The organism is Planctobacterium sp. R6 (assembly GCF_055755215.1).
This window is the reverse complement of record NZ_JBVTQY010000011.1, coordinates 56243-71690: the sequence shown is the minus strand read 5'-3', so window position 1 is coordinate 71690 and position 15448 is coordinate 56243. Positions and strand designations below refer to the sequence as shown.

General features: G+C 48.7%; 14 protein-coding genes. 5 read left to right on the top strand and 9 right to left on the bottom strand.

From position 1 onward, the window contains the following. Positions 1 to 9: 9 nt before the first annotated feature. The 6 genes from AC0J20_RS09430 to argC all read right to left on the bottom strand — a co-directional run bounded on the left by AC0J20_RS09430 (position 10) and on the right by argC (position 9220). A complete protein-coding gene (locus AC0J20_RS09430; RefSeq protein WP_473021479.1) occupies positions 10 to 3015 on the bottom strand; it encodes a response regulator in 3006 nt (1001 codons plus the stop codon). A gap of 193 nt (positions 3016 to 3208) precedes the next feature. Further along, positions 3209 to 5191: an argininosuccinate lyase gene (gene argH, locus AC0J20_RS09425; protein WP_473021478.1), complete on the bottom strand. Its 1983-nt coding sequence runs from the start codon at positions 5189 to 5191 to the stop codon at positions 3209 to 3211. Between the two features lie 14 nt (positions 5192 to 5205). After that, on the bottom strand, positions 5206 to 6423 hold the full coding sequence (locus tag AC0J20_RS09420; protein WP_229530864.1) for an argininosuccinate synthase: 1218 nt from the start codon (positions 6421 to 6423) through the stop codon (positions 5206 to 5208). Between the two features lie 18 nt (positions 6424 to 6441). Beyond that, positions 6442 to 7356 carry an ornithine carbamoyltransferase gene (locus AC0J20_RS09415; RefSeq protein ID WP_473021477.1) on the bottom strand — a complete coding sequence of 305 codons (915 nt, stop codon included), beginning with the start codon at positions 7354 to 7356 and terminating at the stop codon, positions 6442 to 6444. Positions 7357 to 7383: 27 nt separating this feature from the next. Beyond that, entirely contained in the window at positions 7384 to 8175 is a 792-nt protein-coding gene (gene argB, locus AC0J20_RS09410) for an acetylglutamate kinase (RefSeq protein ID WP_473021476.1), read from the bottom strand. A gap of 10 nt (positions 8176 to 8185) precedes the next feature. After that, the gene (argC, locus tag AC0J20_RS09405; protein WP_473021475.1) at positions 8186 to 9220 is read right to left on the bottom strand and encodes an N-acetyl-gamma-glutamyl-phosphate reductase; all 1035 of its coding nucleotides are present in this window, start codon (positions 9218 to 9220) and stop codon (positions 8186 to 8188) included. 486 nt (positions 9221 to 9706) lie between these two features. On the opposite strand from argC, the gene AC0J20_RS09400 reads away from it, so the two are divergent. The 4 genes from AC0J20_RS09400 to AC0J20_RS09385 all read left to right on the top strand — a co-directional run bounded on the left by AC0J20_RS09400 (position 9707) and on the right by AC0J20_RS09385 (position 13125). Beyond that, a complete protein-coding gene (locus AC0J20_RS09400; protein WP_473021474.1) occupies positions 9707 to 10774 on the top strand; it encodes a Kelch repeat-containing protein in 1068 nt (355 codons plus the stop codon). A gap of 22 nt (positions 10775 to 10796) precedes the next feature. Then, positions 10797 to 11942: a GGDEF domain-containing protein gene (locus tag AC0J20_RS09395; RefSeq protein ID WP_473021473.1), complete on the top strand. Its 1146-nt coding sequence runs from the start codon at positions 10797 to 10799 to the stop codon at positions 11940 to 11942. Positions 11943 to 11949: 7 nt separating this feature from the next. Then, positions 11950 to 12378, top strand: coding sequence for a methylglyoxal synthase (locus AC0J20_RS09390; protein ID WP_473021472.1), 429 nt, complete (start codon positions 11950 to 11952; stop codon positions 12376 to 12378). A 210-nt stretch (positions 12379 to 12588) separates the two neighbouring features. Next, the gene (locus AC0J20_RS09385; RefSeq protein ID WP_229530857.1) at positions 12589 to 13125 is read left to right on the top strand and encodes a DUF3016 domain-containing protein; all 537 of its coding nucleotides are present in this window, start codon (positions 12589 to 12591) and stop codon (positions 13123 to 13125) included. Between the two features lie 52 nt (positions 13126 to 13177). Here AC0J20_RS09385 and AC0J20_RS09380 read toward each other — a convergent pair whose 3' ends face one another. Together AC0J20_RS09380 and priC are read right to left on the bottom strand one after the other, a co-directional pair. Then, positions 13178 to 13642 (bottom strand): hypothetical protein, encoded by a 465-nt coding sequence (locus tag AC0J20_RS09380; RefSeq protein ID WP_229530856.1) that lies wholly within the window; start codon positions 13640 to 13642, stop codon positions 13178 to 13180. Between the two features lie 99 nt (positions 13643 to 13741). After that, entirely contained in the window at positions 13742 to 14056 is a 315-nt protein-coding gene (gene priC, locus AC0J20_RS09375; protein WP_473021471.1) for a primosomal replication protein PriC, read from the bottom strand. 164 nt (positions 14057 to 14220) lie between these two features. Between priC and AC0J20_RS09370 the strand changes: the two genes are divergently transcribed. Beyond that, entirely contained in the window at positions 14221 to 14409 is a 189-nt protein-coding gene (locus AC0J20_RS09370) for a hypothetical protein (RefSeq protein ID WP_229530854.1), read from the top strand. Between the two features lie 6 nt (positions 14410 to 14415). Here AC0J20_RS09370 and epmB read toward each other — a convergent pair whose 3' ends face one another. Continuing rightward, complete coding sequence (gene epmB, locus AC0J20_RS09365) at positions 14416 to 15441, bottom strand: EF-P beta-lysylation protein EpmB (RefSeq protein ID WP_473021470.1); 1026 nt, start codon at positions 15439 to 15441, stop codon at positions 14416 to 14418. Positions 15442 to 15448: the final 7 nt, after the last annotated feature.

The window sequence follows — 15448 nt, the reverse complement described above, 5'->3', positions numbered from 1 at the left end:
GCGAAGACCTTATGGCAACACGGCGATAAAGTCTTCTACGTGGCCTGTAAACTGTTGATACAATGCCGTGATCTTAGCGGCATCTTCGGTTTTCGCCGCGTTTTCTATCTGTTCAGCAACCCGCGCCACTTTCACAGCCCCGAGGCTACCACTGGAACCTTTAACTTTGTGAGCCAGTTTGCCCAACTCCAGATATTTGTGTTGTTCGATATATTCACCAAACAATGCCATCTCCTGAGGCATGGAACTGCGAAACAGGCCTATCAGGCGGGTAGCCAGGGTTTCACTGTTGCCAATTCGCTCCATAAAACCTTGTTTATCCCAGACTTTCTCACCATCGTCAAAATCGACAGTGTGTTTTAGTGGCACATCCGGTTCGATATTTACTTCTTCAATCCCGTCGGTGCGGTCTTCCACGCCCAACCACATATCCAGTTTAGCACGCAACTCATCGGCTGAGACAGGCTTCGACAGGTAATCATCCATACCGGCATTGATACACTTCTCGCGGTCCCCTTTCATGGCGTTAGCAGTCATGGCTATGATTGGTATGGAGGTTTTCTCAATGCCCTGAGCGCCGTTGCGAATTGCCCGGGTGGCTTCGTAACCATCCATTTGCGGCATTTGGCAATCCATCAGAACCGCAGAAATGGGCGGACCACTGGCGTCAGAGTCATTTGCCAGACGCTGCACGGCTTGAACGCCATTTTCCGCCACAATCACTTCGTAGCCCAATCCCGTCAACATACCTTTGGCCACTTCCTGATTGATGACATTGTCTTCCACCAGCAGCAGACGGCATTTGTTTTCCTTTAAATGCGGCTTGAGCTGTTTCAGTTGTTCTTTGGTAACCATGGCGCTGGCAGGAAAATTAGAGCCGCCGTCTAACACCACCACTAAAGCGTCGTACAAATCAGAGCAGGTCACCGGCTTGGTAAAATAGCCTTTGAAGCCGATCTGAGCGAAAAAACTGGGTTCTTTGGCGGAACCAATGGAAGTCATCATGATCATGGGAATGCGTCTGACGATAGCGTCTTCCTGCATCATTTTGCCCAGTGACGCCCCGTCCATTCCCGGCATTTGCATATCCAGAATAGCCACATCAAACTCCGGATTGCGGCGCAGTAATTTTAATGCGCTGACACCGTCTGCGGCTTCGGCCACCTGCGCGCCCCATTTGCTCAGTTGTTTGTTGAGCACTTCGCGATTGGTGGTGTTATCGTCAACAATCAGGACCTGTTTACCGCGAATAGATGCCTTAGAGCGCGGCACTTCAATTTGCTTACCTGGCAACAACTGAATGTCAAAACCAAACGTACTGCCTTTGCCAAACTGGCTCTTAACCCAGATTTCACCCTGCATGACAGCACAGAGTTGTTTGCAAATTGCCAGGCCTAATCCGGTACCGCCGTATTTTCGGGTGGTTGAGCTATCCACCTGGGTAAACGAACTAAACAGGTGAGGCAGTTTATCATCCGGAATGCCGATACCGGTATCAGTGACGATACAGCGCAACCGCCAGTTATCTGGCAGACGCTTATCCAGGCTGATGGTAACGACAATTTCCCCCTGGGCAGTAAACTTAATCGCATTGCCCACCAGGTTGTTGACCACCTGACGAATTCGCCCCGGATCGCCTTTTGCCCAACTGCGCTCCAGATCCACTTCATCGATAATCAGTTCAAGCCCCTTTTCCTCCGCTCTTTGAGCCAGGCTTTCGATAGCATCGTCAAACAGTGAACGCACATCAAAATCAATCTCTTCCAGTTCAATCTTACCGGCTTCCACTTTAGAAAAATCCAGAATGTCATTTATCAAAGCCAGTAACGATTCGGCACTGGATTGCGCCAGCCGCAGATAGCGGCTTTGTTGGGGTTGCAACTTGGTGTCCATTAACAAGCCCAGCATACCGATAACGCCATTCATGGGAGTGCGTATCTCGTGGCTCATGTTGGCTAAAAAATCGCCCTTGGCCTTTACTGCCGATTCAGCCCGTTCCTTTTCAGTAATTAACAGTTGTTGATGCTCTTCTATCTGGCTATTGATCACTCTGGACAACACCACCGCCAGTGCCACAAACAGCAGCAACAGTGAAATAGCAACGATAACGTTCATTTCCAGCAGGTCACTGACCTCCTGCAAGATTTCGTCCTCGCGACTGACACCAATAAACTTCCAACCCAACTGTGGCGATTTATAGACAGATGCAAAATAATTCACACCATCAATATTTACCGCTGAATTCCCCGATTGCATGGCAAAAACAGGCGCAAAATTACCCCCGTAAATGGTATCAATGTGTTTAAAGTTGTTCCCCGGCATATTGGGGTCCACCAATACCGTGCCATTGTCTTCCACTAACATCACAAAACCGGATTTACCCAATTTAATTTGCGCTATGCGCTGGGTCAGGTTTTGCATCGACAAGTCCATGCCCAACACTCCTGTCAGGCTGCCATCATCCTGATACAGTGCTTTGACGGTACTGATAATAACTTTATCGCCAATTTTCCAGTAATAGGCATCGGTTCTTACCGTTTCACCATTGGCTGACAACGCGGTTTGATACCAGGGCCGGATGCGCGGATCATATTGTCGGGAAATGGCCTCCTGTGGCCATGAAACATAACCACCGGCCTGATTTCCCATATAGATGTAGGTTAGATCGGGGTGGCTGTCGGCAAAATCTTCGAACAGGATAAACAGGTCGCGCTCGGTAGCGCTGCCGGAAAGCGGGCGCATCATGGTCGCTGAGGTGGAGGTGCGGTAGCTGGTTAACCCGGAATGGGCCGAACGAACCAGCTCGAGACCGGCAACATAATCGACACTCTCTGCAATTTTTTGCAGTAGTATGGTTAAACCATTATTGATTTGGCGAACTTCGCGCTCATTGGACAGGGTAAAATTTTCAATTGCCTGTCGCTTGCCGTGTTGTACCATCAATATACTGATGATGACAGTGGGCAATACCACTGCCGAAACAAAAGCAATAACTAACTTTTGCGACATTTTCATAGGCAGAATGTCTTTCCTGGCAACTTATCAATCCATTCCTTTGCCGCCTTTTACAGATACGTTTCAGAAATTGATTGCAGTAAATGTGAATTAACTTCTCCTTAACACTATAAGACAATTAAAAAAGCCGCAAGAAGAATACCTTAAAGTTAAACCTAAGTATTAGACTTGCGGCCAGATGTCGGTACTTTTTTTAGCCCACCAAGGCTTTGACAATCAAATTAGCATCCAGTTGACCCGGCGCCGGTAACCCGACCAGATATTCCATGGCAACTTCATCACAAGCTTGTTTTTTGGGACAAATATCACAATCCTTGATGACTTTTTCTGGCAGGCCATTCATGTCGGTTTTAACAAAGCCTAATTTGCCAAAAAACTCCGGTACCCTGGTCAGAACAATCACCCGCTTAAGCTCAATGTGGCGCGCCTGTTCCAGCAAGTACTGGATCATGGCTTTGCCCTGTCCTTTACCCTGCACATCATGCTGTACACCAACAGAGCGGATTTCTGCTAACCCGGTTTGGTAGATATAAAGGCAGGCGCACCCTATCACCTTGCCATCCAGTTCTGCGACGACAAAATTTTGGATATCATGCACGATATTGTCACGGCTTCTGGGCAGCGTTTCACCTTTTGCAGACCAGAAACGCACTATGGCATCAATCGCGTCGACGTCGGTCATTTTCGCCTGTCTGACACTCAAAGCCGCGGCTTTTTGCGCATTAAGACGCTGTTGCACGTGGCGCAAGGCGATTTGTATTTGTGGCTCCGACGGACTACCGGTTACCTGACTGGGGAATATCTCCGCCAGATCGCGCCGGGACGAGTCCAGCGCCAGCTCCACCTGCTCCCGGGAGGTACCACCCAGCACCTGCCGTTTATCAAGACAGGACTCTATGGTTAAGTATTGATACACATCCTGCCCGATTTCCGATGAATAAGCCTGTAGTTCCGACAGGGTAAAATCCTCTAACGCCTTGCCTTCTGAAATAGCTTTGAGTACCACTTCTCCGACTATGTGATGCGCCTCCCGGAAAGGAATTTCTTTGCTTACCAGGTAATCCGCCAGCTCAGTGGCGTTGGCGTAACCTTGCTGGGCAGCAGCCAGGGTAGCAGCACTGTTGACTTTAATACCTTCGGCTACCAATACCCCCATCTGCAGGCAAATTTGCCAGGTGTCCATCGCATCGAACAAGCCTTCTTTGTCTTCCTGCATATCTTTGTTGTAAGCCAAAGGTAGTGCCTTCATGGTGGTCAGCATCGCTGTTAGCGAACCACAGACCCGCCCGGTTTTACCACGAATCAACTCCAGGGCGTCCGGGTTTTTCTTTTGTGGCATCAGAGACGAACCCGAGGTTACCTGATCACTTAATTCTACAAATCCGGCTTCGCCACTGTTGTAGAAAATCAGATCTTCTGCAAACCGGGACATGTGCATCATACTGATGCTGGCACAGGACATCAGTTCAATCACGTGATCTCTGTCGGAAACCGCATCCAGACTGTTTAGCGTGGGTCTGCGGAAACCTAAATCTGATGCTAAGGCATGGCGGTCTATCGGGTAAGCCGTACCCGCCAGCGCACCGGACCCCAATGGGGAGGTGTCGGCGCGGTACAGGGCGTCATTCAGGCGGCCGATGTCGCGGTCAAACATTTCCACATAAGCCAGGCACCAGTGACCAAAAGTAACCGGTTGCGCCCGCTGCAGGTGGGTATAGCCGGGTAATACCGTGGCCTTTTCTCGCTGCGCCAAATCCATGAGTGCCTGTTGAAAGCTGACTAATGCCAGTGACAACTCTTCCCCTTTGGCCTTACACCAGAGTTTCAGATCCGTAGCCACCTGATCGTTTCGGCTACGGCCGGTATGCAGCTTTTTGCCCAAATCACCAACAGTGGCAATCAGCTTTTGCTCCACCCAGCTATGGATATCTTCAGCATCAGACTGCAGGATTTGCTGCGGATCTTGCTGGACTTCGACAGCCAAAGCCTGCAAGGCATTTTGCAATTTTTGTTGCTCAAGATCGGTTAATACCCCCACCTGCTGCAACGCTTTCGACCAACAAATGGAACCCTGTATATCCTGCTCAACCAGACGATAGTCCACGGGTAAAGAATCATTGAACTTCTTAAACAATTCACTGGGTTGCTGTGTAAACCTTCCGCCCCATAACGCCATAATATGCCTCTCAATTAACCTTTTTGCTTGTCTTGCATGGCTTTGATTCTGCTCGCCAAACTGTACAGGCGGATAAAGCCCTCAGCGTGCTTTTGATCATAAACGTCATCGGCACCAAAGGTCGCAAAATCTTCAGAATACAGACTGTTCACTGATGCTTTTTGAATCACAGTGGCGCTGCCTTTGTATAGCTTGATCACCACTTCACCGCTGATTTGCTCTGCAAATACTTTAGCACCGGCAAGCAGTGACTGACACAGCGGCGTAAACCAGCGACCGTCATACAACACGTGAGAAAACTCCAGCCCCAGACTTTCTCTGTGTTTCAGCGAGTGTTTGTCCAGCACCAGGCTTTCAATAGCCTTGTAAGCTTTGTAAATTAAAGTACCACCCGGCGTTTCATAACACCCTCTGGATTTCATACCCACCAGGCGATTTTCTACGATATCAATCCGGCCAACACCATGAGCGGCCCCAATCTGATTCAGTTTCACCAGGGCGGATAACGGCGACAACGCCTCGTTATTTACCTTGGTCAGCATACCCTGTTCAAAACTCAGATGCACAGTTTCCGGTGCATCCGGCGCGTCTTCCGGATCTACCGTCATAGTCCAGACCTGCTTGCTGGGCTCATTCCAGGGGTTCTCTAACTCTCCCCCCTCATGCGAAATATGCCAGGCATTGGCGTCGCGACTGTAAATCTTAGTGGCAGAAGCCGTCGTGGCAATATTGCGGGTAGCCAGATAATCCAGCAGGTCTTCCCGCGAAACCATATCCCATTCCCGCCATGGGGCAATCACTTTCAGATCAGGCGCTAAGGCCGAGAAAGCCCCTTCAAAACGCACCTGGTCATTGCCTTTACCGGTACAACCATGGCACAGGGCGTCTGCTCCCACTTTTCTGGCGATCTCCACCTGTGCTTTGGCAATAACCGGTCTGGCCATCGACGTGCCTAACAGGTATTCACCTTCGTAAACGGCACCGGTTTGCAGTGTCGGGAAGATATAATCTTTAACAAACTCTTCCTTTAAGTCTACGATGTAGCATTCACTGGCTCCGGATGCGATAGCCTTGTCATGCAGGCCCGTCAGTTCTTCATCACCCTGCCCCACATCAGCAGCAAAGGCCACGACTTCACAGTCGTAATTTTCTTTTAACCAGGGGATGATGGCCGACGTATCCAGTCCACCGGAATAGGCCAACACGACCTTTTTAACATTGTGCTCAGACATAATAAATCTCCTCAAAAATTAGTTTTTCGCTAACAGCCACAACAAAATGGCGTTTTGCGCATGCATACGGTTTTCTGCCTGTAACAGCAGTAAAGATTGTTCGCTGTCAGCCACCTGACTGGTGATTTCCAGATCCCGGTGAGCGGGTTGGCAATGCATTGCCCATTGCGCCCCGGATTGTTTCATCAATGTCTCATTGAGCTGAAAGGGTTGGAACTGATTCTTAATTTGTTCCAGCGGAGTGCTATCGCCCATGGAGATCCAGGTGTCAGTGTACAGTGCGTCAACGTCTTTCAGACTGTTGACATCATTAGTCAGGGTCAAGGTACTGCCACTGGATTGCGCCGCACTCTGGCACCAATCCACAATGCTGCTGTCGGGTTCATAACCCAGCGGTGTGGCTATCGTCAGATTAACCCCCAAAATTGCGCCCACTATCATCAGTGAGTGAGCCACGTTGTTTCCATCCCCAAGATAGGCCAGGTGCACGCTGGGCAGGTCATCGAACTTTTCTGCTAACGCCAAATAGTCGGCCAATGCCTGGCAGGGATGATAAAGATCACACAGGGCGTTGATCACCGGAACATGGGTATTTTCAGACAGGGTCTGCAAAGTACTATGCTTGAAAACGCGGGCCACAATCGCATCGGCCCAACAGCCCAGATTGCCCGCCATGTCCTTGCCCGACTCCCGGCCCGACAAATTGCCACTTTCCATATCCAGATATAGAAAATGCCCGCCCAGTTTATTGATACCAATATCAAAGCTCACACGCGTTCTCAGCGACGGCTTTTCGAACAAGCCCACAATGGATTTACCCGCTAATGCTGTTGCGTATTTTTCAGGATGCGCCTTGATGTCCAGTGCGGAGTCCAACAAGGCCTTGAGGTTGTCTTTCGACCAATTTGTGAAGGTTAATAAATCTTGTTTCATGATAACGGCCCTTTTTCTTAATGTGGCTCAAACGGATTGTGCGGGGTTGTCAGGCTGAATACGCGTACCACAAGGCTCCCCCTGAGTTAATGCCAGTAGTTGCTCCGGAGATTTCCAGGAACTGATAAACACGGACTTACCGGTCTGATTAGCGGTGGCCAATGCCGATTTGACTTTTACCACCATGCCGCCCTGAATTACGCCGCTGGCACAGTGTTCGGCAATACTATGACGATTCAGCGAGCTGAGCAGCACCTTGTCCGCATCCAGTACCCCCGGTACATCTGACAACAACACCAGCTCAGCCGCCAGTAATTGGGCAATGGTGGCGGCAGCGTCATCGGCATTCACATTTAGTAAGTTGCCTTGTGCGTCACTGGCAATGGATGAAATGACCGGCAAATAACCTTGGCTGCACAACAATTTGAGCAGCGCAGGATCACCCGGAATGACGTCTCCAACAGCGCCCAGTTCGACACTTTTTTGTGTGGCCTGGCAGGCGTTTCCGTCCAGCAGGGTTAATCCCACCGGCTTCAGATCACAAACGCTCGCCGCCGCACAAATTTCGGTATTGACGGTACCGGCAAGGGCACCCACAACATAAGGTAAATGCGTCTTTGGCGTAACGCGTACACCATCCACTTTTTCGCTGTTAAACGCCAGCTTCTCTAACAGTGCCTGCGTAGTATCGCCGCCGCCGTGTACCAGCACCGGAGCAAACTGCTCCTGTAGTCTGCGCAACACCTTGAGTACAGATTGCAGGGCAACATTGTCATTCAGCAATGCGCCCCCTACTTTAACGACAAGAAAGTTTTTCATATTCCGGCCCTCAGTTACCCTGGGTAAGTCCAAGTGAATCGGGCCAGCCCTGCATCAGATTGGCGCATTGCATCGCCTGAGAAGCGGCGCCCTTTAACAGGTTGTCTATTGCGCTGCTGATCACTATGTAGTGATTTTGCGCTGAATATTGCCAGTGCAGGTGACATTTCGGTGAATTAACCACCTGGTCCAACTTGGGCCAAACCGGTAGCATTTTCACGATATCAGACTGCCCGTAGGCTGACTGATAAGCGTCCTGAATGGCAGACTCAGTGGCATTGGCCTGCAGTTTCAGGGTTATTGTGGCCAAAATTCCGCGCTTAAAATTGCCCAGATGCGGGGTGAAAATAACATCGTTGTGCAAATAGCTACTGATTTCGGGTTGGTGACGATGCGATAAAACACCATAGGATTGCAAACTGACTTCACACAAACTGTTGGTCATACTGGCCTTTCTGCCTGCGCCACTCACTCCGGACGTCGCATTGATCACAGGCAACACTGCATTGTCAATTAAACCGGCAGCCTGAAGTGGCTTTAACGCCAGTAGTGATGCCGTTGGGTAACATCCGGGAACCGCCACCAGATCTGCCTGCTTAATGTCTTCGGCGTACCATTCTGCTAAACCATAAACTGCCTGTTGCAACAGCGCATTTTGCTGGTGCTCAAATCCATAAAACTGAGAAAAAACCGCAGTATCTTTGATTCTGAATGCGCCAGATAAATCCAACAGTTTCGCACCCTGTTGCATTAATCTGGCGCTGATATCGTGGCTAAACTCGTGGGGGGTCGCTAAAAAAATCAGGTCGCTTTGTTCTGCAACCTGATCCAGTACCGCATCACTGAGTGCGGTTAAAGTCAATTTATCATCGGTAAACGGCACCTGATAAAACCGGCTATCCAGTTGCCAAAGGGCTTTTCCGGCATCCTGGCTATGTTCAGATACATACATTCCCTGAAGCTGCATTCTCGGGTGCTGCTCCACCAACAACGCCAGTTCCATTCCGGTGTAACCACTGGCTCCTAATAAGGATACGTTAATCATACTGATCTCTTGGTCAAATTTTTAAGAATAGGTGAAAAAAAGAAAGTGGCTGCTGAATATCAGTCAACCACAGTGCTCTATCGTCGGAATGTGAACAATTCCACCAGAGTAATGGCAGGAAGGAAACAAGATTGGCGTTGCATAAAGGCTTTCATGTTAGGTCTACAACAAATAAATTCGGGGTCAGCTTCTGTTGAGAGAGAATGTGCCACACAAAATATATTTATGCAACTTTTTTGCATTTTTATTTACTTTAAATTTTTATGACAATTCGTTTTTATCCATAATTTATTGCTATAGACACCGTTTTTAACGGGTTTTAACGACTATTATAACAACAATTGTAAATATGATTAATGAGTGAATATGTTTATACCCGGGCAGCCTCCCTTACTGGCGGGAAGACAATCTACTGAGATAGCGCTACTGTAGGGAATATCTCACTCAAAAAATCGCGTCTCTATGTTTTCAGGATACCGCATTACATTGCTTAGCATACTGCTGATCAATATTAAGAGCTTCGCCGCCACAATTCCCGACTTACCAAAACCGGTTAGCAATAACGCAACTGTGCTGGTTCAGAATGATGAGGCACGCTGGCTTATATCTTTTATGGGGCTGGGGGCAGGTAAAGACTGGCAGGATGTACACAACCAGGTGTGGTCTTTTAAATTCACCGAACAATATTGGCAACAACGTACAGCGGTACCCGCCTCATTGCCGCTACAAGGCAGATTAGCCAGCGTCGCCGTGGGAGTTAATGGCATCGCCTACCTGTTTGGTGGCTACACGGTTGCCGCGGATCACAGCGAAATATCCAGCGCCGATAACTACGCTTATAACGTGCTTACTGATCAATACACCAAACTGAAGAACATGCCGGTGCCGGTAGATGACAGCGTGGCTCTCGTTTACCAACAACGTTACGTTTATCTCATCAGTGGTTGGCACAATGATGGCAATGTCAATCTGGTGCAGATATACGATATCAAACGAGATTCATGGCAAATGGGCTCGCCATTTCCGGGAGCTGCGGTTTTCGGGCACGCGGGTGGCATTGTTAACAACAGAATAGTTGTTTGTGATGGCGTTAAAGTGCTGGCGCGCCAAAATGCGCGGCGCACGTTTGCGGCTGAACCCGCCTGTTATATTGGCCTCATTGATCCGCTCAACTATGCCAAAATAGATTGGCAAACCATTCCTCATCCAACCCACACAGCACGCTATCGCATGGCGGCAAGTGGAGTAAACACAGATTTTGGAGACGGCATTCTCTTTATCGGAGGCAGTGCAAATCCCTACAATTTTAATGGCGTTGGGTACAACGGCGAAGCGTCGGAACCGGACAATAAAATCTGGTTCTTTCATATTGATCAAAAACGTTGGATAATTGTTAATAATTCTGCACCAACTATGGACCACCGGGGCTTGTTACAGGACGATACTACGTTTTATATTCTCGGAGGTATGACGCACAGGCAGTCCGTATTAAATCGGGTTACTGACTTTAACAAGCAGGAATTGCTGTCTACTATTAACAACGCTATGCAGTAACCGGGGAAGAATAATTAAGGCAATGAAGCCCGAAACAGATGCAGACAAACTCAATCTGGACTTCCAGCGCCGGGCTGATTTTGATTTTATCAATAGAGCCTTGCCGGGTGTTTACCTGTATCTGTTCGCCTGGCCACTAATCTTCCTTTCCACCGGCTTTTTTCGTCAGAACCCAATCGAAAGTAGCGTGTTTGGTGCCCTGTTCACCATTGTCTGTGCGCTGAGACTCATACATGGCAGACTAACCGCCAAATATTATGACAGCCATTACAAGGCTTGGAATCTCTGGCTGACGAGTCTGTCCTTAATTCACGCTGCCACCTGGGGAGCATTGTTCTATCTGGTGAACCTGGTGCCTCGCTATGAAGAACTTTCGGTACTGGTAAATCTGGTGATTGCCGGTATCGCCAGCGCCTCAGTGCAAAGCCTGATCCCCAAATTTGACCTGACTCGCTGGTATATTTCCATCTTGCTGCTGCCGGTTTGTTTCGCTACGGCGATAAATGGTGAACAGTTACAACTGTGCATTATTGTATTGATGTTCTGGTTATATCTGATGTTTGTCGGCAAACGCTATCGCAGTGAATATGCCCGGGCCTTCAGAATTGAAAAAGCCCTGTCAGAAAAGCAGATAGAATTGCACAAACTCAACCGCACAGATCCCCTCACACAAAGCCACAACCGGCGCTGCTTTACAGAGCACTTTGAAAGTCTCTGGCAGCGCTGTATTTTAACGCAACAGCCGCTGAGTTTGCTGATGCTGGATATTGATCATTTTAAGAGCATCAACGACGACTTTGGTCACCCTACCGGAGACCAGTGCCTGGTGCATTTTGTTAAAACCATTTCCCCCATCACCGAACAGTATCAGGCGCAGCTGTACCGGTATGGCGGTGAGGAATTTGCCATCCTGGTACAGGGTAAAAACGAGGCGCAAACCGCCGAGCTGGCGGAACAGACCAGAACGGCCCTGGAGAGTACACCGCTTAACACCGGTGACAGCAGCATCAGGATGACCCTGAGTGCCGGTACCTGCTGTGTAGTGCCGACGGTCAGTAATTCCAAAATCCGCTTAATAGAGCTTGCGGATAAGGCCCTGTATAGTGCCAAAACTGCCGGCCGCAATCGTGTCGCCGCTAATCAGTATCCGTCAGCTAATGCAGAATGAGGTTAAAATGAACCCAGAAACGTCCCCTAAAACCATTGCTCTGGTGGCCCATGACCACAAAAAACCGGATTTACTGAAATGGGCGCAAAAACACCGTGAAGCGCTGGCCGTTCACAAATTGGTGGGTACAGGTACCACCGGTGGTCTGGTATCCGAGCAACTGAAATTACCAGTCACCCGGTTTAAAAGCGGGCCACTTGGTGGCGATCAACAGATTGGCGCGCTCATCGCGGAGCAGCAATTAGATCTGTTAATTTTCTTTTGGGATCCGCTCAACCCGGCTCCACATGATCCAGACGTCAAAGCATTGCTGAGATTGTGTTCTGTTTGGAATGTGCCCGTTGCCTGCAGTGAGGCCACAGCTGATTTGGTGATCACCTCGCCACTGTTTAATGACCCAGGCTATCAGCGCTATATTCCCACGTATAATAAATAGTCAAAGCTTTACACTCTGATTACATATATTTACCCCTTTCGGGGACACACTGAACTATAATTAAAGCGTGTTGTGATGTTTTAGTGATTACCTCGTTCTTATTCAATGAGGGAATAGGAGTGGCCGGACAATCGTTCTAAAGATAAGGTATTGTGCTGCCATATCCACTCAGATTAACAACAGGGCACAAAGTCAATCAGGAGAGTACAGATGAAAAAATTAACGCTGGCCGTTTTAATATCTACCTTTTGTTTTAGTGCGTCGATGCTTGCAGAAGAACAGGAAAGTGTCGACCGTGTTGACGAATCAGAACGCCTCACTGTCACCTGGGTGAACCCAAAAGAGTTTACAGACGTTAAGCCTTCTGGTGGCATCGCTTCCCGGTTCAGAGACCGGACTATGGAAAATCTGCATGAATATTTGGACGATTTGGCAAGTGATCTGCCGGCAGGGCAAAAACTAACCATGAAAGTAACGGACCTTGATTTAGCCGGACGCGTTTGGCCCGGTGCCCGCGAGTATCGACTGATCAAGTCCATTGAAATTCCACGAATGGATTTCAGCTATCAGCTGGTTGATGCCGACGGCACCATTTTAAAGTCGGGCACTGAGGAGTTGAAGGATATGTCATTCATGAGTAATGTCAGTCGAACCACCAGCAATGACTCGCTAAAATATGAAAAGACCATGCTTAAAGACTGGTTCAGAAAGGAATTTAAACAAGAACTACTGGCCAGTAACCACTAAGCAAGTACAAGTACCGAAAAACGGGAGTTTAGCTCCCGTTTTTTATGTCTGCTTACAACAAACTCTGAATAGAACGATACACTTCAGCCGCTTTTTCAGCGGGAATGTTGTTCTTTTGCGCACTACCTTCACTACTGGCAACACGCACGAACCCTGAATTATCGTTATCACTATCCTGTTCTTGCTGTTGAGAATCGTTGGCTTGTTCTTCACGGGCTTTGGCAAGCCGGTCGCTGAGTGCCTGTTGATTGGCTTCATTTTGCTGCAAAATGCGAGCCTGCGGCGATAGTTCCACTTCAGGCCGATTGGCCCTGCCAATACCAAATGCATTCACCGGCAAATTGCTATTGTTGTCTTGCTGAAACCCCGCGTTTAATGAGGTGGTTTGCGAAGTATTGATGGAAGGCACACGCGCGGCATTGCCGATACCAAATGTATCGGTATTCAGTAAATCACTGGCGGTCGCAGTGCGACGAAAACCAGCGTTTAAAATGTTGGTTGTAGTGGAAATTTCCATAACAACGCGTTTTACCTGTAACTACCCCTCACAGATAATTATGGTATTTTTTGCCTAAAAAACAAGCGACCCAACAACAATTAATTGCTACGAACGTAATTATTCGGCCAAAACACCTTTAAATTGCGCCAAAGTTACAAACAACGCCTCCATTTTCTTTACCACTGCCGATAACGTCTGGTTGCGCTCTTCTTCGTCAGCGACTTGCTGCAGTGCTGCAATGTCCTCACTCAGCTCTGCGATGTAAGGAGCAAATCTTTCGCTGCTAGTGGTAAATCCTGCTTCAGCCGGGAATATGGCTTTGTGCTTTGCCTTACCTTGCCCGCTCAGCTGATCTAAGGCTTTATCTGCGTCCAACGCTTTGCGATATAACACCTGGAGATTTTCATTTAATTTGTCTAATACTGCGTCCACCCGAGCATCCCTATTTTTTTGAAAAAATACCTAAAGGAATATCAGCCTTAGCCGATAACCAAACGAAGGCGGGCAATTCTGCCTGCTTTTTAATCCGACGACAAGGCATACCAACGATTACCCCTCAACGGTAGCTGCGGCGTCACAACTTTAGGAACTTTGGTATGGAAATTTCAGGAAATTCTGGAAACTCCGGTGTGTCATCGTTAGAACTCAAGGGCTTGCAGCTGTCTAAAAACCAGCAAGAAGCAGAGGGCGCGCAGACACTTCAGCTGCTGGACTCAGCCGCTGGCGTACCGAGTGGCCCATCAGGTGATGTGGCAAAAGGCGGAAACATCAATACTTTCGCTTAATGTCCATTACGGATGAAGCCGTAAATCCATAGGCGTTTTGCCAGGCTGGCCACCAATCTCCCGGACGAGCTTGGGAACCAGATACCCTGGCTGGCGCTTTATCACCTCGGCCATAATGGCCCGCGCCTGGTCATCAGAAACCTCAAAATGACTGGCCCCTTCAACCTTGTCCAGCATGTGCAGGTAATAAGGTAACACCCCGGCATCAAACAGAGTTTCATGCAGATGGATCAGTGCATCGGCACTATCGTTGACGCTTTTTAGCAACACCGCCTGATTTAACAAAGTAACCCCTGCTTGTCGCAGTGTCAGTAATTTTTGTTTCAGCGGCGAATCGATTTCCTGGCCGTGATTTATGTGTACCACCATGACCGGTGTTAACCGGCTCTGCGTAAACCACCGCAAAAATTCGCTATTGATACGATTGGGGATCACCACCGGTAAACGGGTATGAATGCGCAACGTTTTTATATGAGCAATGGCCTCAATTTGTTGTGTCATCCACAATAAAAAGGCATCCGTGGCCATCAGAGGATCGCCCCCGGACAGGATAACCTCATTAATAGCCGTATCAGAGGCAATATAGTCAAACACCGGCAACCAATCTTGTTTACTCAGGGCATTGTCCTGATAGGGGAAATGGCGACGGAAGCAATATCGACAATTTACGGCACACCCACCTTTAACCACCAGCAACACCCGGCTTTGGTATTTATGCAACAAGCCGGGCTGTTGATTGTCCTGCTCCTGCAGTGGATCTGCGGAATACCCTGCTTGACTGGTAAACTCTTCGGCCAGCGGAAACACCTGCCGCAGCAAGGGATCATGAGGATTTCCGGGCTGCATTCTGGAAACAAACGCTTTGGGCACCATCATGGGGAACAGGCTACGCGCACGAATATCGTCGGCATAGGTTTTCGGGTCCAGCGCCAGGTCCTGCAACAGGGCTTGCGGGGATTTATAAGCAGTGGCTAATTCTTTTTGCCAGTGACTCTCTACAGTGACAAGTTTTTCCGGTATTATCTGCGCCAATTATGTG

What these genes read in the sequence shown, in the direction of transcription:
- AC0J20_RS09430 (WP_473021479.1), bottom strand. Translation starts at nt 3,015, where the DNA reads ATGAAAATGTCGCAAAAGTTAGTTATTGCTTTTGTTTCGGCAGTGGTA.
- argH (WP_473021478.1), bottom strand. Translation starts at nt 5,191, where the DNA reads ATGGCGTTATGGGGCGGAAGGTTTACACAGCAACCCAGTGAATTGTTT.
- AC0J20_RS09420 (WP_229530864.1), bottom strand. Translation starts at nt 6,423, where the DNA reads ATGTCTGAGCACAATGTTAAAAAGGTCGTGTTGGCCTATTCCGGTGGA.
- AC0J20_RS09415 (WP_473021477.1), bottom strand. Translation starts at nt 7,356, where the DNA reads ATGAAACAAGATTTATTAACCTTCACAAATTGGTCGAAAGACAACCTC.
- argB (WP_473021476.1), bottom strand. Translation starts at nt 8,175, where the DNA reads ATGAAAAACTTTCTTGTCGTTAAAGTAGGGGGCGCATTGCTGAATGAC.
- argC (WP_473021475.1), bottom strand. Translation starts at nt 9,220, where the DNA reads ATGATTAACGTATCCTTATTAGGAGCCAGTGGTTACACCGGAATGGAA.
- AC0J20_RS09395 (WP_473021473.1), top strand. Translation starts at nt 10,797, where the DNA reads ATGAAGCCCGAAACAGATGCAGACAAACTCAATCTGGACTTCCAGCGC.
- AC0J20_RS09390 (WP_473021472.1), top strand. Translation starts at nt 11,950, where the DNA reads ATGAACCCAGAAACGTCCCCTAAAACCATTGCTCTGGTGGCCCATGAC.
- AC0J20_RS09385 (WP_229530857.1), top strand. Translation starts at nt 12,589, where the DNA reads ATGAAAAAATTAACGCTGGCCGTTTTAATATCTACCTTTTGTTTTAGT.
- AC0J20_RS09380 (WP_229530856.1), bottom strand. Translation starts at nt 13,642, where the DNA reads ATGGAAATTTCCACTACAACCAACATTTTAAACGCTGGTTTTCGTCGC.
- AC0J20_RS09370 (WP_229530854.1), top strand. Translation starts at nt 14,221, where the DNA reads ATGGAAATTTCAGGAAATTCTGGAAACTCCGGTGTGTCATCGTTAGAA.